Here is a 20,391-nt window from a genome sequence, read left to right as displayed (position 1 = left end):
CGGCTTACATGAGCCTGACAAGGGCAAAAGGCCGGGCGAGGCCCGCCTTTTTGCTGGCCGAAACGGCGTGGATGGTGGAAGAGAGCGAAGATGCGGCGCGAGCCGTGAGCTGACATGAATACTGTTCCGGACACGCGATGCGCCTTCTGATCGTCGAGGACAATGCCGAGCTGGCGCGGCTCGTGGCCGCGGGGCTGTCGGCTGCGGGCTACGAGAGCGACATCGTGGGCAGCGCGGCCGAGGCGCGCGAGGCGGTCAGCAGCGTCAGCTACGCCGCGATGATCCTCGACCTCGGGCTTCCCGACGGCGACGGCCTGTCGGTGCTGCGCGAGCTGCGCCGGCAGATGGAGCCGCTGCCGGTGCTGGTGCTGACCGCGCGCGGCGGCCTGCAGGACCGCGTCAGCGGCCTGCGCAGCGGCGCCGACGACTATCTGGCAAAGCCGTTCGCGATGGAGGAGCTGGTGGCGCGGCTGGAGGCGATCCTGCGCCGCCCCGGCCAGCTGCTCGGCCGCTCGCTGCGCCTCGCCAATCTCGTCTACGACACCGAGAGCCGCCAGATCTTCGTCGACGACCAGCCGCGGATCATCTCCGCGCGCGAGACCTCGGTGCTGGAGATCCTGCTGCGCCGGCAGGGGCGGGTGGTGCCGAAGAAGAACGTCGAGGACCACATCTTCGGGCTCGAAGGCGATGTCGCCTCCAACGCGGTCGAGGTCTACGTCTCGCGGTTGCGCAAGCAGCTCACTGAACACGGCGCCAAGGTCGTGATCCACACCATCCGCGGCGTCGGCTATCTGATGGCGGAGGAGAAATAGCGTGTCCGCCGCCCGGTCATCCGCCAGGCCGACGTTCAAATCGCTGATCTGGCGCATCGTGTTCCTGCACATCGTCGCGGTGGCGGTGGTCGCGATCTTCCTGCCGCTGGTGCTGTTCTGGCTGCTCAACTCCGAGGTCGACCAGCTGCATCGCGATGCCATGCGCGCCCAGGCCGAGGTGCTGGCCGAGCGCATCGTCCCGCAGCCGGACGGCACGCTGACGTTCAACCTGCCCGATAGTCTCAGGGGCCTCTATTCGGAAGCCTATGGCCGCTACCTCTACGACATCCGCGATCAGGACGGCCGCGTGCTGTTCTCCTCGCGGCGAAGGTCCGGCGATGCCGCGCCGCCGCGACTGTCGGAAACGATCTCAGGCGCCGGCGTCAGCCGTGTGATCGAGGGCAGGACGGTGCGCATCCGCGTCGCCGAGGACCTTGCCCATCGCGACGTCATCATCGACGACATCATCTCGAACTTCTTCCGGCGCGTGGGATGGATCACCATCCCGATCCTGCTGGTCCTGCTCGCCACCGACATCATCATCTTCCGCCGCGCCGTCGCGCCGCTGTGGAAGGCCTCGGAGGAGGCCAGCAATATCGGCCCGGCGCGCACCGACATCCGCCTGCCGACCGAGCAGATCCCGCGCGAGATCATGCCGCTCGTCACCGCCGTCAACCAGGCGCTCGACCGCCTCGAGGGCGGTTTTCGCGTGCAGCGCCAGTTCACGGCCGATGCCGCGCATCAATTGCGCACGCCGCTCGCCATCCTGCGCACGCGGATCGAGACGCTCCACGACGGAGCGGCGCGGGAGGCGCTGCATGCCGACATCGAGGGCATGAGCCGCATCGTCGCCCAGCTGCTGGAGATCGCCGAGCTCGACACGCTGGTGCTCGATCCCGGCGAGACCGCAGATTTGCGCGCCGTCTGCACCGAGGTGGTGGGGTCGATCGCGCCGTTCGCGCTGGCCCAGCACAAGGACATCGCGCTCAGGGGAACCGATGCGCCGGTAATGATCCACGGCAATGCCGAGATGCTCCAGCGCGCGATCTTCAATCTCGCCGAGAACGCCATCAAGTTCACGGCGAAGGACACCTCGGTCGATGTCGAGGTCGGCGAGGACGGCTCGGTGCGGGTGCGCGATTGCGGCCCGGGCATTGCCGAGGGCGAGCGCGACCTGATCTTCCAGCGCTTCTGGCGCCGCGACCGCCAGCGCAGCGACGGCGCCGGCCTCGGCCTATCGATCGTGCGCGGCGTCGCCGACGATCACGCCGCGACGGTCGCGGTGGAGAATCTCGAAGGCGGCGGCGCGGAGTTCACGCTGCGGTTTCGGCTGGCTGAGAAACCGGACGGCGTCGAGCAAGCGATGCGGCACTGACGCTGCACCCTCTCCCCTTGCGGGAGAGGGTGGCTCGCCGCATTAGCGGCGAGACGGGTGAGGGGTCTCTCTCCGCGAGTCCCACTCTCATTTGCGCTCGCTGAAGCGACCCCTCATCCGGCGCTTCGCGCCACCTTCTCCCGCAAGGGGAGAAGGAAGAGGGCAGCTACACCCGCGTCGGTCAGTCCGCCCGCTACTTCTGCGGCGGGCCGAGATCCAGCGGGGGCAGCTCGATCTGCGGGACCTCGATCTTGACCTTGTCGAGGTCGACGTTGAGCGGCTTGTCCAGGAGGCCGGTCACGACGGACGGGAAGATGATCACCAGCAGCACCATGATCATCTGCAGGCCGATCCAGGGCATCGCGCCCCAGTAGATGTCGGAGCTCTTCACTTCCTTCGGTGCGACGCCGCGCAGGTAGAACAGCGCGAAGCCGAACGGCGGATGCAGGAACGAGGTCTGCATGTTGACGCACAGCATCACGCCGAACCAGATCAGCGCCGCGTCCGCGCCGACCACCGGGGCGAGGATCTTCTGCGCGATCGGCGCGATCATCGGCAGGATGATGAAGGCGATCTCGAAGAAGTCGAGGAAGAACGCCAGGAAGAAGATGAAGAGGTTGATGAAGATCAGGAAGCCCCAGACGCCGCCGGGCAGCGAGGTCAGGAGATGCTCGAGCCAGACGCCGCCGGAGACGCCGAGGAACACCACCGAGAAGCAGGTCGATCCGATCAGGATGAAGGTGACCATGCAGGTGAGGCGCATGGTGGATTCGTAGCCCTGCTTGATGAGATCGCGCAGGTCCGGGATGCGCGCGGCCTGGAAGCAGATCCACGCCACCGCGAGATAGGTCACGGCGAAGGCGAGCTTGAAGATCAGATTCTCGCTGAACAGCATCGCGATGATGGTGCCGATGCCCGCGGCGATGACGCCGATGACCAGCACCTTGCGGTCGTTCGAGGTGAAGTCCTTGTGGTGGATCGCGGCAAGCACGATGGCGCCGACCGCGCCCATCGCGCCGGCTTCCGTCGGCGTCGCAAGGCCCATCATCATGGTGCCGAGCACGACGAAGATCAGCACGGCCGAGGGAATGATGCCCATCAGGCACTTCTTCCACAGCGCCCAGCCGGTCAGCGTGCGCGCTTCCATCGGAACCGGCGGCACGTGGTCCGGCTTGATCAGGCCGAGGATGAAGGTGTAGCCGGCGAACAGCATGATCTGGAACACCGAGGGGCCCCAGGCGCCGAGATACATGTCGCCGACCGACTTGCCGAGCTGGTCGGCGAGCACGATCAGCACCAGCGAGGGCGGCACCAGCTGCGTGATGGTGCCGGAGGCCGCCAGCACGCCGGTGATGTAGCGCATGTTGTAGCCGTAGCGGATCATCACCGGCATCGAGATCAGCGCCATGGCGATCACCTGCGCCGCCACCGTGCCGGTGATCGCGCCGAGGATGAAGCCGACGATGATCACGGAATAGCCGAGACCGCCGCGCACCGGGCCGAACAGCTGGCCCATCGAATCCAGCATGTCCTCGGCGAGGCCGCATCTCTCCAATATGGCGCCCATGAAGGTGAAGAACGGGATCGCCAGCAGCAGCTCGTTGGAGAGCACGCTGCCGAACACGCGGCCCGGGATCGCCTGCAGGAAGTTGAGGTCGAAGAACCCGAGATGGATGGCGAGGAAGCCGAAGGACAGTCCGACCGCGGCGAGCGTGAACGCCACCGGGAAGCCGATCAGCATCGCCAGAACCAGGCCGCCGAACATCAGCGGCGGCATCATCTCCAGCGTAATCATTGGGTCGGCCTCTCGTACTTGGCGTCGATCGTCACATAGCCCTGGAGAGCCGCGATACGCTTGATGACTTCGGAAACACCCTGGAGCGCCAGCAGCACGAAGCCGGCGGGAATCACGAACTTGATCGGCCAGCGGATCAGGCCGCCGGCATTGCCGGACATCTCGCCGACGTCATAGGCCTGCATGAAGAACGGCCAGGACAGATAGGCGAGCAGGAGGCAGGCGGGGATCAGGAAGAACAGCGTGCCGATCAAATCGAGCAGGAGCTGGCCGCGCTCGGACAGCAGGAGATAGAGGATCTCGACCCGGACGTGCTCGTTGCGCTTGAAGGTGTAGGAGGCGCCGAACATCACCAGGATCGCGAACATGTACCATTGCAGCTCCAGCCAGCCGTTCGAGGAGTAGCTGAAGGCGTAGCGGATCATGGCGTTGGCCGCGCTGACCAGGCACGCGAGAAGCACGAGGAGGTTACAGACGTAGCCGATCTTCTCGTTGAGAAGGTCGATGGCGTTGCTCACCGCCAGCAATGGACGCATCTTAATTTTTCTCCGTCGCGGCCCAAGTTCACGGGAGCAGCATCAGCACGCATCGTTCGGCCCGCATGCAAAAAGCACCGGACCGCACGGCTCGTATTCCTGAGCGATTGCGGCGTCAGTCCTCCCCTCGTGCCCCGCCGTCTTGACCGCGACCGCCAACGGGGCGGGCCGGCTTATTGCTGCCGGGCAAGCAGAGGCGCTGGCACCAAACCAGCGGGTTCACGTGCCGTCAATCGGAAAATGGACAAATTGACGCCGGGTCAAAAGCTTAGATTAGCGGCGGCCGGGTCGAAACGCCTTCATCCGACCGATCAAGAACCTGAGCAACTGGCTGGCCGCGTTCGGCAGCTCGCGGCCGAGCCGGGTGATGATCTGGGCTTCTGCCGATGCGAGCAGCACGTTGTCGACCGGAACGGCAACCAGTGATCCATCATCGAGGTCGGATGCAACCGAGAAGGCCGGAAGCAAGGTCACGCCGAGACCGGAACGAACGAAATGCCGGAGGATGCTGATCGAGGTCGTGGTCAGCTTCGGCGAGAGGCCGACCTTCTCGGATGTTTCGGCCATAGCCAGCAATTGGCGCGTGCCGTAGCCCGCATGCATGATGCCAAGCTCGTGCCTTGCGATCTCCCGCAGCTTGACCGGGCGGCGGAGCTTCGCAAGCGGATGGTCGGGGCGCGCGATCAGGCGAATCGGCTGACGGATCGCGGCGCAGGAGCGGATCCGCGGATCCTGCGGCGGATGATAGACGAGCCCGATATGGCAGCGGTCGTCCGCGATGGCGCGGATGACCTCGCTCGTCCCGGCAAGCTCCAGCGAAATGGTCAAGCGCGGATGGCGACGCCAGAAATCGCCGAGCGAGCCTCCCATGAGATCCGCGACGAAACCCTCGCCCAGCACGAGGTCGATGTGACCGCGATGCAGTCCCTGCAGCTCGCGCAACCTTGCCAGCGTATCGTTGCGGTCCACGGTGTGGCGGCGATAATGCTCGATCAGGAGCTCGCCGGCTTCGGTCGGCCGCACCCCGCGGCTGTGCCGGTCGAGGAGGGCCGCGTCGAGCTCCTGCTCCAGAAGGGCGATCTGGCGGCTCACCACGGACGGATTGACGCCGAGCGCGTCGGCAGCCGCGCGCACGGCGCCGTAGCGCGCCGCCTCGAACAGGTAGCGAAGCCGGTTCTCGTCGATCGCATTACTCATGCCCAAGTGTTGCCCATGAGGCAACATTAGGCAACCGCGCCGCTGATGCCCAGGCCGGGCTCCGCTCCCTATGGTCACCAGACAGATCAGGGGGAGGGACGGGATATGGCGGTCATCGGCGTCGTTGGGCTCGGCAATATGGGGCGCGGCATGGCGCTCTCGCTGGCGCGAGCCGGTCATGACGTGCTTGGCACCGACCCGTCGGACGCGGCGCGCGGGGCACTCGCCGCCGCCGGCGTTGCGGTTTTCGAAACTGTCGCGCCGCTCTGCGCCCGCGCCGAAATCCTCATCCTCTCCCTGCCGACCGCAGAGATCGTCGAAGCCGTCGTCACCGGCACGGACGGCATTATCGCCCATGCAAGGCCGGGCCTGCGCGTGGTCGACACCTCGACCTCCAATCCCGAGACGACCCGTCGCCTTGCAGCGGCTCTCGCCGCGAGCGGCATGGCGATGATCGACGCGCCGGTCAGCGGCGGGCCGAAGGGCGCCATCACCGCCACAATGACCATGGTGATCGGCGGCGCGGATGACGATGTGGCCGCGGTCGAGCCCGTTCTCAGCGACATGAGCGCGAAGCGGGTCCATGTCGGCCCGGTCGGCGCCGGGCATGTTTGCAAGCTCGTCAACAATCTGCTCTGCGCGGCGCATCTGCTGACCGCCTCCGAGGCGATCCGCATCGCGCGCGACGCCGATGTCGATCCGGTGCGGCTGCTCGAAGGCCTCAATGCCGGCTCGGGCCGCTCCGGCGTCACGCAGGTCAACCTGCCTACCTGGGTGCTGAACGGCGCCTTCGATTCCGGCTTCACGATGGCGCTGATGCGCAAGGATGTCCGCCTTGCCGCTCAGCTCATCGCCGGCCTGTCGCTCGATCTTCCGATCGCCAAGGAAACCGCACGGATCTGGTCCGAGAGCGCCGGCGCGATCGACGGCGGCGAAGACTTCAACAGGATCGTCGAGCTCCAGCTCGGCAGGATGTGAGCGGCACCATGACCCCCTTCATCGACACGCGGCTTCGCGATGCACTCGCTCCGTTCTGGCCGGACTGCGCGGCGATCGGTTCGCATGTGGCGGGCCGCATGGTTCGCGGTCACGGCGATCTCATCGCGATCGACGATCCCGCGACCGGCGCGCCGCTCTACGCCTATCATGATGCCGGCGAGGCCGTGGTCGCCGAGGCGGCCGCAGCGGCAGTCGCGGCGCAAGCTGGCTGGACGCGGCTGACCGGTGCGGCGCGCGGCCGCGTCATGCAGGCGATCGCGCGTGCGCTCCAAGGCAAGGCAGAGGAGCTGGCGCGGCTGGAATCGCTCTCGGCCGGCAAGCCGATCCGCGACACGCGCGTCGAGGTCGCCAAGGTCGCCGAGATGTTCGAGTACTATGCCGGCTGGGCCGACAAATTCCACGGCGACGTGATTCCGGTGCCGTCGAGCCATCTCAATTACACGCGGCGCGAAGCTGTCGGCGTTGTGCTTCAGATCACGCCCTGGAACGCGCCGGTCTTCACCTGCGGCTGGCAGGTCGCCCCCGCCATCGCGATGGGCAACGGCGTGCTGCTGAAGCCTTCGGAGCTGACGCCGCTCACCTCCATGGCCGTGGCGCTTCTTGCCGAGCAGGCCGGATTGCCCGCCGGTCTCGTCAACGTGCTCGCGGGGTACGGCCACACCACGGGCCAGGCCGCGCTCGGCCAGCCGGCGGTGAAGAAGGTCGTGTTCGTGGGTTCGGTGCCGACGGGCAGATTGATCGCGGAAGCCGCGGCCAGGCGCCTGCTGCCCTGCGTGCTCGAGCTCGGTGGAAAATCCGCCAATATCGTGTTCGCCGACGCCGACCTTGCGCGCGCTGCCATCGGTGCCCAGTCGGCCATCTTTGCCGGCGCCGGCCAGAGCTGCGTCGCAGGCTCGCGGCTGCTGGTCGAGCGCTCGGTCTATGACCGCTTCGTCAAGATGGTCGCCGACGGTGCTGCGAAGTTGAAGGTCGGCGCGCCCGGTGCGGCCGACACGGAGGTCGGGCCGATCAACAATGCGCGGCAGTACACTCGCGTGCTTGCGATGGTGAAGCAGGGCCTCGCTGAGGGTGCAAAGCTTGCAACCGGCAGCGATGGCAGCGCAGCGCAAAGCGGCTTCTTCGTCACGCCGACCGTGCTGCGCGATGTCAGCAACAGCATGGCGGTGGCGCGCGAGGAGATCTTTGGACCGGTTGTTGCCGCGATCCCGTTCGATTCCGAGGAGGAAGCGATCGCACTCGCCAATGACAGCGAGTTCGGTCTTGCCGGCGCGGTCTGGACGCGCGACGTCGGGCGCGCGCACCGGGTCGCAGCGCAGGTCAGGGCCGGGACGTTCTGGATCAACTCCTACAAGACGATCAACGTCGCATCGCCGTTCGGCGGTTACGGCATGAGCGGCTACGGCCGCTCGAGCGGGGTCGAGACGCTCTTCGAATACACCCAGGTCAAGAGCGTCTGGGTGGAGACCGCGGCCGAGCCGGCCGTGGGCTTCGGCTACGCACCGGGCGTGCGCGAGTAGCGTCTCGCGCACATCAATCTCATCGTGGAACGGGGGCTTCGCATGAGCAATGTCACATCCGCATCACCAGCCGGAATCGATGCAGGCCGGATGGGCCTGCCCAGGGTCTTTGCCGGGGTCGCCGTCACGGTCCTGCTCGCTGAACTGATCGGCGCGGTCACGGTGCCGCTCGGCGGGACCTACAAGGTCGTGCTGCTGCCGCTGCTCTGGGCGCTCCTGATCGGTGCGGCCTGGGGGCTTGCGAGCCCGCGTCTTCCGGCTTTGATGCGCTTCGAGCCTCGCACCCAGGCGCTCGCGGCTGCCGCGCTTCAGCCGGCCCTGCTTCTGTTCGTCGCCAAGCTCGGACTGCTGGTCGGCGGGTCGCTACCGAAGATCCTGACCGCCGGCTGGGCGCTGGTGTTCCAGGAGTTCGGACATTTCTTCGGCACGATGGTGTTCGGCTTGCCGGTTGCCCTGCTGCTCGGCATCAAGCGCGAAGCGATCGGCGCGACCTTTTCCGTCGGGCGCGAGCCGAGTCTCGCCATCATCGGCGAGAAGTACGGGATGAACAGCGCCGAGGGGCGCGGCGTACTCGCCGAGTACATGACCGGCACAATCTTCGGTGCGGTCTTCATTGCCATCTTCGCGGGCGTCATCACCGGTCTCGGCATCTTCGATCCGCTCGCTCTCGCCATGGGCGCCGGTGTCGGCTCGGGCAGCCTGATGGCGGCCGCCTCCGGCGCGATTGCGGCTCAGCAGACCGCTGATGTCGCCAAGGATGTCGCGGCCTTCGCCGCGGCGAGCAATTTGATCACGACGACCATCGGCACCTATTTCACGCTGTTCCTGTCGCTGCCCTTCACGGTCTGGGCGTACGGCGTGCTCGAGCCGATCCTGGGGCGCGGCCGCGCGACGATCTCGGAAGAGCTCGCGTCACCCGCGGCGGCAGGTGCAGAGCTTGTGCATCCTCAGACGGCGGATGTGTCGGCGATCGAACGCCTGTCGATCTGGATCTTCAGCGCGCTCATCGCGCTGGTCGGCAATTACATCGCCTACAAGACCGTGCCGGACACCTCGGTTCTCGCCGGCACCGCAATCATCGTGGCATCCGTCATGGTCGGCCACCTGATCTACCTGCTCACGAAGGGCTGGGTGCCTGCCGTGGTCTGGGTGTCTCTCGTCGCGATGGCATTGACCTATCCTGCCACGCCCTTTGCGGCCGATATCGCGGCCGCGACCGGCAAGATCAACTTTCTCGCACTCGCGACACCGCTGCTGGCGTTTGCGGGCCTGTCCATCGCCAAGGACATGCCTGCATTCCGATCGCTGGGCTGGCGGATCGTGGTGGTCTCGCTGATGGCGAATGCGGGGACGTTCCTGGGCGCGACGATCATCGCCCAGTTCTTCATGCACAAGCCGGTCTGATCGCTATCGTCGGCCTAGCCGCCGGTGACGCTCATGTGCCTGGAGACGCTGGGACGGTCGTGGCGGCGGTCGATGATGAAATCGTGGCCCTTGGGCTTCAGCCCGATGGCGCGGTCGATCGCATCCGCAAGCAGGACGTCGTCGTCCGATGCACGCAGGGGCTTGCGCAGGTCCGAGGCGTCCTCGTGGCCGAGGCAGGTGTGCAGCGTGCCCGTGCAGGTGATGCGCACCCGGTTGCAGGATTCGCAGAAATTATGGGTCATCGGCGTGATGAAGCCGAGCTTGCCGCCGGTCTCGGCGACGCTGACATAGCGCGCCGGCCCGCCGGTGCTCTCGGCCAGATCCGTCAGCGTGAATTGCTGGGCGAGGCGTGCGCGCACCAGCGACAGCGGCAGATACTGGTCGATGCGGCCTGCGCCGATCTCGCCCATCGGCATGACCTCGATCAGCGTCAGGCCCATGCCCTTGCCGTGGGCCCAGCGCATCAGCTCGGGGAGCTCTTCCTCGTTGAGGTTCTTCAGGGCAACCGCGTTGATCTTGATGGCGAGGCCGGCGGCGCGCGCGGCCTCGATGCCTTCCAGCACCTTGTCGATCTCGCCCCAGCGGGTGATCTCGCGAAACTTCTTGGGATCGAGCGTGTCGAGCGAGACGTTGATGCGGCGGACGCCGCAATCGGCGAGCTCGCGGGCGTGCTTTGCCAGCTGGGTGCCGTTGGTGGTCAGCGTCAGCTCGTTCAGGGCACCGCTCTGAAGGTGCCGCGACAGCGAGCGGACCAGCGTCATCACGTTGCGCCGGACCAGCGGCTCGCCGCCGGTGAGTCGCAGCTTCCTCACGCCCTTGGCGATGAAGGCAGAGCAGAGCCGGTCGAGTTCCTCCAGCGTCAGCAGGTCGGCCTTGGGCAGGAACGTCATGTCTTCCGACATGCAGTAGAAGCAGCGTAAATCGCAGCGGTCGGTGACCGAGACGCGCAGATAAGAGATGGTCCGCCCGAACGGATCGGTCATCGCGCTCGACAGCGCGGTGCGGGGATTCGCAGAAGATCCGTTCATACCAATTGCCTTGTCACTTACGGCGACGGTGCACCTTTGCTTCGGCGGTGCTCTGGAAGCAATCTAAGCATCGGACGCGGCTAGGACAATCGGGTGGTATACGTAAGCCCGCCGTCCGGATCAGCGCTTGCCTGCGTTCGGATCGGGGAACGGCGAGGCCCCGGCCGGTGCGGCCTCGGCCGGTGCAGCCTCGGCCGGCGCAGCAGCGGCCGCGGCCGGTTTCGGCTTCTTCGGCCGATGCGGCTTGCGGACCGGCTTCGGCGGGGCGGCCGGCTGCAGTTCCGCGAATACCGGGTTCGGATCGGTCGTGACCGACGCCGGCGTGGTGAAATCGCCGGGATTCTTGATGACGTTCACCGGCACGGTCGCGGGCTGGTACTTGGGCAGCGCGAAGGCGACCGAGAACGGCAGATCGGGCGCGGGAACCGAGACCGAGCAGGGGGTCTTGCAGCCCGGGCCGAGCGAGGTTGTGGCGTCGGCGCCCGGCGGATTGGACTCGAGCCGGACCTGGAGGGGCGGCGGGGCCGATTTGAACATGTCCCAGGACATCGAAGAGGAGCAACCACCCAGGCTCGCCCCCGCCAGCACAATTGCGATCACACGACGCATGAACCACCCACTTTGACTGCGACGAACCGCCACATCCCGGGCGGACCTTATGAGTGTCGGTCAGGGCAGGCAACCGTCGCGCCGCGCATGGTTAATAGTTGGTTAACGCGGGCTATCGTGTGGATTATTATGAAATTTCAGTCGGTTGGGTGCTAGGCCGTCATCAGGCTGCCGGCCGCCGAGGGCAGGTCGCGCATGTGATGGATCAGCCGGTCGGGCTTCAGATCGGCGATCGGCACGTCCGTATAGCCGAAGCTGACCCCGATCACGGGCACCCCGGCGCGGCGGGCCACGCCGACGTCGGTTCCGGCGTCGCCGACCATGATGCTGGCCTTCACCTCGCCACCGGCCCGCGCCACCGTCTCCCGGAAGATGGTCGGATCCGGTTTCTGGACCCCAAAAGTGTCCGCGCCGCAGATCGCCGCGAAGCGGCGGCTGAGGTCGAGCTGGTCCAAGAGGCGCCTGGACAGCCATTCCAGCTTGTTGGTGCAGACCGCGAGGCGATGGCCTTGGCCCTCAAAATGGTCCAGCGCGGCCTCGAGCCCCTCGAAGGGCCGGGATTCGACCGCGATATGGTCGGCGTAATAGGCGATGAAATCCGCCGTCATGCGGTCCATGTCGGCGGGGGTGACGCTGCGGCCCTCGGCCTCCAGGCCCCGTTCGATCAGCTTGCGGGCGCCGGCGCCGATCATGTTGCGGGCCGAGGCCATCGGTACCGGCGGCAGGCCTTCGCGGTCGAGCACGTAATTGAGCGCGGTGATCAGGTCGGGCGCCGTATCCACAAGCGTGCCGTCGAGATCGAAGACGAGGGTGTAGGAGGAGGTCATGACCCCAGCGCTATCGGGCCGGCCGGATCGGCGCAAGGGCCGAGGCCATAAGTTCACCTTATAAGATGGGCCCGGAGGCCTGTTCCGCAGGACCCTGTTCTCCAGGAAAAAACGAGGCTACATAGGCCGCCGCAAGCGGCTATACCGGCGGCACTCTCAATCCAGGGGCGGGCGCACACGTGAACATGGACCAGTTGAAGCGGCAGGCTGCGGCGCGCGCCCTCGAGGAGGTGCGTGACGGCATGCAGCTGGGGCTCGGTACGGGCTCGACTGCGAAACATTTCGTGGAGCTGCTTGGCGAGCGCGTCGCCGCCGGCCTCAAGGTGATCGGCGTGCCGACCTCCGAGGCGACGCGGGCCGACGCGGAGCGCTGCGGCGTCCCGCTGACGACGCTCGACGAGATCGATCATCTCGATATCACCGTCGACGGCGCCGACGAGATCGATCCCGAGCTCAATTTGATCAAGGGCGGCGGCGGTGCGCTGTTGCGCGAGAAGATCGTGGCGGCCGCCTCGGATCGCATGATCGTGATTGCCGACGACAGCAAATGGGTGCCGACGCTCGGCAAGTTTCCGCTGCCGATCGAGGTCATCCCGTTCGGGCTTGGCGCGACGCGCCATGCCATCGAGAAGGCATTTGCGGCGTGCGGCGTTTCCGGGCAAATGGCGGTCCGTAAGGCCAAGGACGGCCACGTTTTCGTCACTGACGGCGGCCACTGGATCGTCGATGCCCAGCTCGGACGTATTGCGGATCCGGCCAGCCTCGCCAGAGCGTTGAGCGCGATCCCCGGCGTGGTCGAGCATGGATTGTTCATCGGCCTGGCCAGCTCGGCTGTGCTGGCGGGCGGCGAGGGAATTCGCGTGATTGAACGGCGAAAGCCGAAAGGAGACTAGGAATGAAGAGCGTTTTGAAATTCTTGCCGGCCGCGACGCTTGCTGCTGGCCTGGCCGTTTCGGCGATCCCGGCGATTGCGCAGCAGGCGCCGGCACAGCCCAAGGCGGCCGCCGCACCGGCCCAGCCGAAGGCCTCGCCGGCGGCGATTGCCGCGGCCAGGGAGATCCTGCAGATCAAGAACGCCACCGCGATGTATACCGGCGCCGTGCCCGGCCTCGTGGAGAAGACCAAGATCGCGCTGATCCAGCAGAATCTGAACTACCAGAAGGATCTCAACGAGGTCGCCCCGATCGTGGCCCAGCAGCTCAACGGCCGCCAGAACGAGATCGGCGAGGGCATGGCCCAGATTTATGCCAGCGAGTTCACCGAGCAGGAGCTGAAGGACCTCGTCACCTTCTACAGGTCGCCGCTGGGCAAGAAGCTGATCGACGCCGAGCCGCGCGCCATCGGCCTCAGCATGGCCTTCATGAACTCCTGGGCCCAGAACTTCTCGGAAACCGTGATGGGTGCCTTCCGCGCCGAGATGCGCAAGCGTGGCAAGGAAATCTGACAGTACCTATCTAGTCAGAAATACCTAAAGCGCGTCACCGCGCTTTAGGTTGTTATTTGAGCATGATCTTTTCGGAAAACCGCTCCACACTTTGCGCTGGCGCGGCCCTTCGGGTCCGGATCATGCTCTAGAGGTCGGAGTGGACAATGGCTGAATTCGACGTCGACCTCTTTGTCATCGGTGGCGGTTCGGGCGGCGTGCGTGCCGCCCGCATCGCGGCCGGCTACGGTGCCCGCGTGATGATCGCGGAAGAGTACCGCATGGGCGGCACCTGCGTGATCCGCGGCTGCGTGCCGAAGAAGCTGTTCGTGATCGGCTCGCATTTTCGTCACGAACTCGAGGACGCCGCCGGTTTCGGCTGGACCGTTCCGCCCGCGACGTTCGACTGGCCGACGCTGATCGCCAACAAGGACAAGGAAATCGCGCGGCTGGAGGCGGCCTACACGACGAATGTCGAGAAGTCGGGCGCGCAAGTCGTCAAGAGCCGGGCGGTGATCGAGGACAAGCACACTGTCCGCCTGCTCGAGAACGACAGGAAGATCACCGCAAAGTACATCCTGATCGCCACCGGCGGTGCGCCGAACCATGGCGCCTCCATTCCCGGCATCGAGCACGTGATCTCGTCCAACGAGGCGTTTCATCTCAAGAAGCTGCCGAGGCGGATCGTGATCCAGGGTGGCGGCTACATCGCGCTGGAATTCGCCGGCATCTTCGCCGGCTTCGGCTCGGACGTCACCGTGATCTATCGCGGCGACAACATCCTGCGCGGCTTCGACGAGGACGTGCGCAGCCACGTCCGCAGCGAGATGGAAAAGCAGGGCATCACCATCCTCACCGGTTGCACGGTGGCGAAGGTCGATCGTCACGGCGAGGAGTTCACCACGCATCTGTCGAACGGCTCGAGCCTTGCCTCCGACCAGGTGATGTTCGCGATCGGCCGCCATCCGGCTGTCGCCAATCTCGGCCTGGAGAAGGCGGGTGTCGCGATCAATCCGAAGAATGGCGGCATTGCCGTGGACCATTTCTCGAAGAGCTCGGTCGACAGCATCTATGCCATCGGCGACGTCACCCACCGCTTCAACCTGACGCCGGTCGCGATCCGCGAAGGCCATGCCTTCGCCGATACCGTGTTCGGCAATCGTACGGTGCAGGTCGATCACGCCAATATCCCGACCGCGGTGTTCTCGCAGCCGGAAGTGGGGACGGTCGGGCTGACCGAAACCGAGGCGCGTGCGCAGTTCAGTCACGTCGACATCTACAAGGCGACGTTCCGTCCCATCAAGGCCACGATGTCGGGCCGCGATACCCGCGTGCTGATGAAGCTCGTCGTCGACGGTTCGACCGACCGCGTGCTCGGCTGCCACATCGTCGGCGATGCCGCCGCCGAGATCACGCAAGCCGTGGCGATCGCGGTGAAGATGAAGGCGACCAAGGCCGATTTCGACGCGACCGTCGCGCTGCATCCGACCGCGGCCGAAGAGCTCGTGACGATGCGTACCCCGACCGCGCGCCACGTGCGGCAGGCGGCGGAGTAGGGCGGCGCGCGAGCGGCTCTCAATCGAACACGATTTTCGTTGAGTTGACGCGCTTACCCTCTCCCCTTGTGGGAGAGGGTGGCTCGCCGCGAAGCGGCGAGACGGGTGAGGGGTCTCGCTCCTCACGAACGGTCTTATGAGTGGAGAGAACCCCTCATCCGGCGCTTCGCGCCACCTTGTCCCACAAGGGGAGAAGGAAGAAGAACTCGAGCAGCTTGGCTTGGCTGCGACCCGCCTAGCCGTAGAGATACCCGACCGGCTTGCCTTCGGTGCGCAGGGGGCGGATGTCCTTGTGCGTGATGATCTGGCCGGCGAGGCCGTCGATCTCGTCGCGCTGCGTCGGCGTCCAGCCGCGAAGGTCGTTCATGCCCTTGAGCAAACCGAGGCGGAGGACTTGGGTGTTCTCACTGATGCCAACGAGGCTGATGGACGCCTTGCCTGCGGTGACCACGTCGCCGGCGGAGAGTTCGAAGCTTTCGCCGGACTTCCTTTTGAACTCGGCCGTGCCGCGAATGACGCGGTAGATCACGACCTCGCCCTTGGCGAAGCAGGCCGGGTCCGCGGCGATCGACGTGCTCTTCGGCAGCAGCGACTGGCCGCTCGGGTCGGTCGCGATGATGTGGCCGGTGACGAGATGGCCGCTCGGCACCTTGATGCCGATGTCGCGCACGTAAACCGGCATCGCCGATTTGACCGAGCCGTCGGTGAGCGGCTTGAACAGCGCATCCAGCGCCAGGGGATCCTGCAGCCAGAAGCCGGCATCGGCCGGCCGGTTGTGCAGCGGATGGCTCCAGGCCACGCGCGGTGTCTCGGCTTCGTTGATCTGGTCCGGACCGACAATGGTCGGGTTCGGAAAGGTGGTGGGATCGGTGATGAAGGCTTCGAGGAATTTGCCGGAATAGCCCATCGAGATCGGATCGGGCACCACGGTCTGCGGCGTCTTCAGGTTCTCTTCGGTCGACAGGCCCGACCAGGTGTAGAACAGCTGGCGGTGCACGATCGCGCTTTGCAGCATCACCGCGCCCGGACCGACATTGTAGAAGCGCCCGTCATAGTCGAAGGTGAACGCGCCCGACGTGACCAGCACGAGCTGGAAGCCGCCCGGGGGCAGATGCAGATGGAAATCGGTCGGGCCGGTATCCGGCCGGTAGATCGGAAGGTTCGTCGCGACTTCGTGCAGAAGGAAGGTCTCGTTGTTGGCGTGAAAGCCCTCGTTGGCGCGGTTGTAGAGGGCCTGCGGCCGGTAGGTCGCCTCGAACGTCGCATTCCTGTCGCGGTCGATCGCGACGAAATCCTGATCGTTGAGGCGAAGGGGTGAGCCATCCGGGCGGGTGAGGCCGGTGAATTTGAGATCGCCCGCGGCATGCACGTTCATGGCATTCTCCGATCCTGGGCCATCGATCCCGAAGCTCGCGCACGCATCCTGCTGCTCCCGCGTGGCAGGGGCAGGGAATCAGGCCTTGATGCTGTCTTGCGAATTCCGGGCCAGTCGGCGCACGGCATCGCGCGCGGGCGCTCCGGCGCCACCAAGCGCGAAGGAAAGTCGAGGCCGCGCCTGAGGTTAGATGCGCGGTTTCACCGGCTTGCCTTGCCCTGTTCACGCGACCTTGGGATCGCGTGCCGAGACGTCTCTTGTCTAATTTGTCGGCATGCCCAGCAAAGGGCATGCAACCGCAGGGCCGGCGGGATCATCGAACGCCGCCGGCATGGCGGCGAAAGCGGCTCATTCGAACGGCTGGTGAGCGGACCGCTCGGGCTTGCCGGTGGGGCTGTCCGCCCACTTCGCCATCTCCACCGCGCGCGCGTCGATGCCTTCGCACCAGAGGCAGCTCAGCTCGGCGCGGCCCTTGGCCGTCAGCATCGGGACAAGCGCATGGCCGCAGCCGGTGCACGATGTGATGCTACTCATGTTCTTCTCCACGACAGTCCAATTCGAGGGCGGCACCTTGGCCGCCGAAGCTTGTGCGGGCGCTATGACGGCGCCGGCGCGCCGGGACGCATCGGAGCGTTCGTCCCCGATATCGTGGATGTAGCAATCCAACGTGACACGGCTGCGATGTCCTCACCATTGTCGCGATAGGCGCGAAGCTGGAACTCCGCCGAGCTGCCGCGCGCCACGATGGTGCGGCAGTGCTCGATCTCGGCGACGCAATCGAGGGCCGCGGCGTCCTCCGCGGTATCCTCGATCACCCGGGACAGCAGCTCCGCGATCGTGACGGGGCCGTCCTTCGAGGCAAAGATGCAATCGGTGCCGTAGCGCTGCGCGCGCCATTTGTTCTCGACCGCAATCGCGCGCTCGACCACGGTGACCTCCCTGGACAGATGCGGGCGCAGATAGAGATGCCGCGTCAGGCAGCGATAGAGCGAGGCGATGGCGACCGCGTCGTCGACGAAGGTGCAGGTGTCGGGCGCGCGCAGCTCGAGGGTCGGGTGCTTCATCGAGGGACGCATCGCCCACCAGATGTGGCTCTCGTCGGGAATCACGCCGGAGCGCTGCAAGGCGCCGACATACTCGTCGTAATCGTGCCGCGTCTCGAACAGTTCGGGCAGGCCGGTGCGCGGCAGCTCGGAATAGGCAGCCAGTCGATAGCCCTTCAGGCCGGTCTTGTGCGAATTCCAGAACGGTGAGGAGGCCGACAGCGCGATGAACAGCGGCAGATGCGGCAGCATCGCCCGCATCACCGCCATGCGCTTCTCCGGGTCGGGCAACTGGACGTGCACATGCATGCCGCACATCATGTTGCGGTGGCCGATGCTGCGCAGGTCCTCGATCATCTCCTCATAGCGCGGCTTCGGGCTCGGTTGCGACATCCGCCAGACCGCGGTCGGATGCGTGCCGCAGGCCATGATCGCGAAGCCGTATTGCGCGGCGACGTTGGCGACCTCGCGGCGCAGGAAGCGCAGCTCCTCGCGCGCGTCGTTGACGTCGACATGGACGTTGGTGGCGACCTCGAGCTGGGATTGCAGCATCTCCCGCATGGCCTGGCCGCCTGTGGACCAGTTCGCCGATTCGAACAGGGCGTTGGGCGTTTCGATGGCGACCTCGAACGTCCGGCGATCGGCGAGGAAATATTCCTCCTCGATGCCGAAGGAATATTCCGCCGCCTTGCCGCCCCCACCGGCGGAGCGGATGACGAGATGCTGCCTGTCGTCCGAGGGATCGACGCGCAGCAGTTTCAGGACGTCCGATGCAATTGTCATTGGCCACCCGGCGTGGTCACCACCTGCGGGCGATAATCCGTCTGACAGGAACCGGTTCCGCGCCGGACTCACCGGAAATGGCAGGATCGAACGGAACAATTTTGACGCTTTCGGACGCGCGCGCGATCAACGCGTGATTCGGCGGCACTTCCGTCCAGTCCGATTCCTTGTCGAACGGTTCCGACACGACGATGACCTGGCCGCCGTCCTCGCGGAAGTAGAGCGTGTTCGCGGCATCGTTGACGGAGACGCGAAACGCATAGAGGTCGCGGCCATTGGCGATCGCGCTGGTGAAGCGCAGCCGCTCGCGAAGGCCGTCTTCGTTGACGAGGCCGACGAGGGCTTGCAACACGGCTTCTGTCGCCCGAAGCGGATCGTTTTCCAGGCCCGCGCCCATCATGGCGAGGAAAACGGCCTCCGAGTCGGTCGTGCCCAGCCGCGAGGGATAATAGGCGTCCGGGATCAGCGCCTCGACTTTGCGGCGCAGCCGATTCCAGCTGCCGACGAAGCCGTTGTGCATGAACATCCATTGGCCGCAGGCGAAGGGATGGCAGTTCTGCCGCGTCACCGCGGTGCCTGTGGCGGCGCGCACGTGAGCGAAGAAGAGATGCGAGCGCAGATGGCGGCAGAGATAGCGCAGGTTCTCGTCGGACCAGGCCGGGCGCGTCTCGCGGTAAAGGCCCGGCTCCGGATGCTCGCCATACCAGCCGAGCCCGAAGCCGTCGCCGTTCGAGCCCGCCGTCGACTGCAGCGAGCGGATGCTCTGCGCGATCAGCGAATGCTCGGGCTCGGTGACGTAAGGCTCGAACGAGGTGGTCTCGCCCCGGTATGCGATCCAGCGGCACATGGTGTTCCCGTCGCGGATTTGTCCTGAGGTCCACCAACAGGCCTGGCAGCGGGATGGTTCCCGCTGATCCTACATGCGGATCAGGACGACGCCGGCGACCAAAAGTGCTGCCCCGGCGATCCGGACCGCGCTCACGGGCTGAACGGGAACGCCAAGCACGCCGAAATGGTCGAACGCGATCGATCCGAGCATCTGGCCGGCGATCAGCAGCGCAAAGAACGTGGCGGCGCCGAGCCGCGGCACGAGGAAGATGCCAAGGCCGATGAAGACGGCGCCGAACAGTCCGCCGCTCCATGCGAACCAGGGAATGCGGGACGCGGTCGCCATCGAGGGGACGGGATCGCGCATCACGAGCGCCAGCGCGGCCATGCAGAGCACGCCGAGCAAGTAGCTCATGAAGCCCGACCACGCTGCCGAATTGAGCGCGGTGCGCAAATTGGCGTTGAGCGCCTGTTGCACGACGAGGCTGATCCCCGCCGCCACGGCGAAGAGCATCGGAAGTGCCAATCTCAACATCGTGGCTTCGTCTCCTTGTTCAGCCCGCGCGCGGGGCCTCGTCTCACGCCGGCTGCGGGATGAGGGCCGCGACCTCGCGGTCGTGCACGTCGCTGCTCGCGGCAAGACCTTGCGCGACGCCGATGCGGTCGGCCTCGGGACGGTTCTGGCTCATCTTGCGCTTGCCTTCGAACCGCACGACGGGAATGCGCACCCCGACGATCCCGCGCAATTGCGCGGCGACGAAATCGGCGGGGGCATCGCCGACCGCCCAGGGCTTTGCGCGCGCGCCTTCGTGCCGGTTCGTCAGGCGGGTCACCGCGTCGAGCAGGCGCTCGGGTTCCCCAAAGAATTCGACCGGGCCGTAAGCGTGCACGGCGATGTAGTTCCAGGTCGGCACGACCTTGCCGGTCTCCTGCTTGGTCGCGTACCAGGACGGCGTCACATAGGCATCGGGCCCATTGAAGATCGCGAGCGCGTGGCCGATCGGGGCAAGCTGCCATTGCGGATTAGCCTTCGCGACGTGCCCGTACAGCACGCCGTGCTCGCCCTCCGTCTCGTCGAGGAACAGCGGCAGCGGGGTTGCGACCGGACCCTCGGCGGTGGCCGTCACGAGGCTTGCGAGGCGCGCGCCGCGGATGGTCGCGCGGATGCTCTCGATGTCGTCGTCGCGGAAGGCGGGGGGAATGTACATGGCGTGTCTCCGTTCTGGTCACGGAGATAGCGGAAATCTGGCCTGTCAGAAACGG

Annotated in this window: 20 protein-coding genes; 8 read left to right on the top strand and 12 right to left on the bottom strand. The window is 66.1% G+C overall.

Annotated features, from left to right (window positions below; genetic code table 11):
• The first annotated feature begins 137 nt into the window (after positions 1–137).
• Together A7X65_RS11510 and A7X65_RS11505 are read left to right on the top strand one after the other, a co-directional pair.
• The gene (locus A7X65_RS11510; protein ID WP_063684643.1) at positions 138–812 is read left to right on the top strand and encodes a response regulator transcription factor; all 675 of its coding nucleotides are present in this window, start codon (positions 138–140) and stop codon (positions 810–812) included.
• Position 813: 1 nt separating this feature from the next.
• On the top strand, positions 814–2,187 hold the full coding sequence (locus A7X65_RS11505) for a sensor histidine kinase (RefSeq protein WP_063684642.1): 1,374 nt from the start codon (positions 814–816) through the stop codon (positions 2,185–2,187).
• Between the two features lie 193 nt (positions 2,188–2,380).
• On the opposite strand, the gene A7X65_RS11500 is transcribed toward A7X65_RS11505, so the two are convergent.
• The 3 genes from A7X65_RS11500 to A7X65_RS11490 form a co-directional block, all read right to left on the bottom strand.
• Complete coding sequence (locus A7X65_RS11500) at positions 2,381–3,982, bottom strand: TRAP transporter large permease (protein WP_063684641.1); 1,602 nt, start codon at positions 3,980–3,982, stop codon at positions 2,381–2,383.
• Positions 3,979–4,518 (bottom strand): TRAP transporter small permease subunit, encoded by a 540-nt coding sequence (locus A7X65_RS11495; protein ID WP_063684640.1) that lies wholly within the window; start codon positions 4,516–4,518, stop codon positions 3,979–3,981. The genes A7X65_RS11500 and A7X65_RS11495 overlap by 4 nt, the downstream gene beginning before the upstream one ends.
• A 273-nt stretch (positions 4,519–4,791) precedes the next feature.
• Positions 4,792–5,715, bottom strand: a complete 924-nt coding sequence (locus A7X65_RS11490) for a LysR family transcriptional regulator (RefSeq protein ID WP_063684639.1) — start codon at positions 5,713–5,715, stop codon at positions 4,792–4,794.
• 105 nt (positions 5,716–5,820) lie between these two features.
• Here A7X65_RS11490 and A7X65_RS11485 point away from each other — a divergent pair, with 105 nt between their 5' ends.
• Genes A7X65_RS11485 through A7X65_RS11475 form a run of 3 tightly spaced genes read left to right on the top strand, consistent with a single transcriptional unit; the run spans position 5,821 to position 9,635 of the window.
• On the top strand, positions 5,821–6,693 hold the full coding sequence (locus tag A7X65_RS11485; protein WP_063684638.1) for an NAD(P)-dependent oxidoreductase: 873 nt from the start codon (positions 5,821–5,823) through the stop codon (positions 6,691–6,693).
• An 8-nt stretch (positions 6,694–6,701) separates the two neighbouring features.
• Positions 6,702–8,231 (top strand): aldehyde dehydrogenase family protein, encoded by a 1,530-nt coding sequence (locus tag A7X65_RS11480; protein ID WP_063684933.1) that lies wholly within the window; start codon positions 6,702–6,704, stop codon positions 8,229–8,231.
• 42 nt (positions 8,232–8,273) lie between these two features.
• Positions 8,274–9,635, top strand: a complete 1,362-nt coding sequence (locus tag A7X65_RS11475; protein WP_082884888.1) for a DUF3100 domain-containing protein — start codon at positions 8,274–8,276, stop codon at positions 9,633–9,635.
• A gap of 14 nt (positions 9,636–9,649) precedes the next feature.
• Here the strand turns inward: A7X65_RS11475 and moaA are convergent, their stop codons facing one another.
• From moaA to A7X65_RS11460, 3 genes are all read right to left on the bottom strand, one after another.
• Complete coding sequence (moaA, locus tag A7X65_RS11470) at positions 9,650–10,684, bottom strand: GTP 3',8-cyclase MoaA (protein ID WP_063684636.1); 1,035 nt, start codon at positions 10,682–10,684, stop codon at positions 9,650–9,652.
• A gap of 120 nt (positions 10,685–10,804) precedes the next feature.
• Positions 10,805–11,293 carry a hypothetical protein gene (locus A7X65_RS11465; protein WP_063684635.1) on the bottom strand — a complete coding sequence of 163 codons (489 nt, stop codon included), beginning with the start codon at positions 11,291–11,293 and terminating at the stop codon, positions 10,805–10,807.
• Between the two features lie 152 nt (positions 11,294–11,445).
• On the bottom strand, positions 11,446–12,120 hold the full coding sequence (locus tag A7X65_RS11460; RefSeq protein ID WP_063684634.1) for an HAD-IA family hydrolase: 675 nt from the start codon (positions 12,118–12,120) through the stop codon (positions 11,446–11,448).
• 179 nt (positions 12,121–12,299) lie between these two features.
• On the opposite strand from A7X65_RS11460, the gene rpiA reads away from it, so the two are divergent.
• From rpiA to gor, 3 genes are all read left to right on the top strand, one after another.
• A complete protein-coding gene (gene rpiA, locus A7X65_RS11455; RefSeq protein WP_063684633.1) occupies positions 12,300–13,013 on the top strand; it encodes a ribose-5-phosphate isomerase RpiA in 714 nt (237 codons plus the stop codon).
• A 2-nt stretch (positions 13,014–13,015) separates the two neighbouring features.
• The gene (locus A7X65_RS11450) at positions 13,016–13,564 is read left to right on the top strand and encodes a DUF2059 domain-containing protein (protein WP_063684632.1); all 549 of its coding nucleotides are present in this window, start codon (positions 13,016–13,018) and stop codon (positions 13,562–13,564) included.
• 146 nt (positions 13,565–13,710) lie between these two features.
• Positions 13,711–15,099: a glutathione-disulfide reductase gene (gene gor, locus A7X65_RS11445; protein WP_063684631.1), complete on the top strand. Its 1,389-nt coding sequence runs from the start codon at positions 13,711–13,713 to the stop codon at positions 15,097–15,099.
• A 235-nt stretch (positions 15,100–15,334) separates the two neighbouring features.
• On the opposite strand, the gene A7X65_RS11440 is transcribed toward gor, so the two are convergent.
• The 6 genes from A7X65_RS11440 to A7X65_RS11415 all read right to left on the bottom strand — a co-directional run bounded on the left by A7X65_RS11440 (position 15,335) and on the right by A7X65_RS11415 (position 20,336).
• On the bottom strand, positions 15,335–16,474 hold the full coding sequence (locus A7X65_RS11440; protein WP_063684630.1) for a hypothetical protein: 1,140 nt from the start codon (positions 16,472–16,474) through the stop codon (positions 15,335–15,337).
• A gap of 348 nt (positions 16,475–16,822) precedes the next feature.
• Positions 16,823–17,008, bottom strand: a complete 186-nt coding sequence (locus tag A7X65_RS11435; protein ID WP_063684932.1) for a hypothetical protein — start codon at positions 17,006–17,008, stop codon at positions 16,823–16,825.
• A gap of 62 nt (positions 17,009–17,070) precedes the next feature.
• Positions 17,071–18,300 (bottom strand): carboxylate-amine ligase, encoded by a 1,230-nt coding sequence (locus A7X65_RS11430; RefSeq protein ID WP_063684629.1) that lies wholly within the window; start codon positions 18,298–18,300, stop codon positions 17,071–17,073.
• A 16-nt stretch (positions 18,301–18,316) separates the two neighbouring features.
• Positions 18,317–19,147, bottom strand: coding sequence for a class II glutamine amidotransferase (locus A7X65_RS11425; protein ID WP_063684628.1), 831 nt, complete (start codon positions 19,145–19,147; stop codon positions 18,317–18,319).
• Positions 19,148–19,216: 69 nt separating this feature from the next.
• On the bottom strand, positions 19,217–19,663 hold the full coding sequence (locus tag A7X65_RS11420; protein ID WP_063684627.1) for a DMT family transporter: 447 nt from the start codon (positions 19,661–19,663) through the stop codon (positions 19,217–19,219).
• A gap of 43 nt (positions 19,664–19,706) precedes the next feature.
• Positions 19,707–20,336, bottom strand: a complete 630-nt coding sequence (locus A7X65_RS11415; protein WP_063684626.1) for an FMN-binding negative transcriptional regulator — start codon at positions 20,334–20,336, stop codon at positions 19,707–19,709.
• Positions 20,337–20,391 lie beyond the last annotated feature (55 nt).

This window comes from Bradyrhizobium stylosanthis (assembly GCF_001641335.1).
In the GTDB taxonomy this organism is placed as follows: domain Bacteria; phylum Pseudomonadota; class Alphaproteobacteria; order Rhizobiales; family Xanthobacteraceae; genus Bradyrhizobium; species Bradyrhizobium stylosanthis.
This window is presented reverse-complemented; position numbering and strand designations above follow the sequence as displayed.

Bases quoted from the DNA above. Each gene is read 5' to 3' on its own strand.
- A7X65_RS11420 (WP_063684627.1), bottom strand. From the start codon at position 19,663: ATGTTGAGATTGGCACTTCCGATGCTCTTCGCCGTGGCGGCGGGGATC.
- A7X65_RS11440 (WP_063684630.1), bottom strand. From the start codon at position 16,474: ATGAACGTGCATGCCGCGGGCGATCTCAAATTCACCGGCCTCACCCGC.
- A7X65_RS11495 (WP_063684640.1), bottom strand. From the start codon at position 4,518: ATGCGTCCATTGCTGGCGGTGAGCAACGCCATCGACCTTCTCAACGAG.
- A7X65_RS11510 (WP_063684643.1), top strand. From the start codon at position 138: ATGCGCCTTCTGATCGTCGAGGACAATGCCGAGCTGGCGCGGCTCGTG.
- A7X65_RS11425 (WP_063684628.1), bottom strand. From the start codon at position 19,147: ATGTGCCGCTGGATCGCATACCGGGGCGAGACCACCTCGTTCGAGCCT.
- A7X65_RS11465 (WP_063684635.1), bottom strand. From the start codon at position 11,293: ATGCGTCGTGTGATCGCAATTGTGCTGGCGGGGGCGAGCCTGGGTGGT.
- A7X65_RS11500 (WP_063684641.1), bottom strand. From the start codon at position 3,982: ATGATTACGCTGGAGATGATGCCGCCGCTGATGTTCGGCGGCCTGGTT.
- A7X65_RS11475 (WP_082884888.1), top strand. From the start codon at position 8,274: ATGAGCAATGTCACATCCGCATCACCAGCCGGAATCGATGCAGGCCGG.
- A7X65_RS11450 (WP_063684632.1), top strand. From the start codon at position 13,016: ATGAAGAGCGTTTTGAAATTCTTGCCGGCCGCGACGCTTGCTGCTGGC.
- A7X65_RS11485 (WP_063684638.1), top strand. From the start codon at position 5,821: ATGGCGGTCATCGGCGTCGTTGGGCTCGGCAATATGGGGCGCGGCATG.
- moaA (WP_063684636.1), bottom strand. From the start codon at position 10,684: ATGAACGGATCTTCTGCGAATCCCCGCACCGCGCTGTCGAGCGCGATG.
- gor (WP_063684631.1), top strand. From the start codon at position 13,711: ATGGCTGAATTCGACGTCGACCTCTTTGTCATCGGTGGCGGTTCGGGC.
- A7X65_RS11480 (WP_063684933.1), top strand. From the start codon at position 6,702: ATGACCCCCTTCATCGACACGCGGCTTCGCGATGCACTCGCTCCGTTC.
- A7X65_RS11490 (WP_063684639.1), bottom strand. From the start codon at position 5,715: ATGAGTAATGCGATCGACGAGAACCGGCTTCGCTACCTGTTCGAGGCG.
- A7X65_RS11415 (WP_063684626.1), bottom strand. From the start codon at position 20,336: ATGTACATTCCCCCCGCCTTCCGCGACGACGACATCGAGAGCATCCGC.
- A7X65_RS11430 (WP_063684629.1), bottom strand. From the start codon at position 18,300: ATGACAATTGCATCGGACGTCCTGAAACTGCTGCGCGTCGATCCCTCG.
- A7X65_RS11435 (WP_063684932.1), bottom strand. From the start codon at position 17,008: ATGAGTAGCATCACATCGTGCACCGGCTGCGGCCATGCGCTTGTCCCG.
- A7X65_RS11460 (WP_063684634.1), bottom strand. From the start codon at position 12,120: ATGACCTCCTCCTACACCCTCGTCTTCGATCTCGACGGCACGCTTGTG.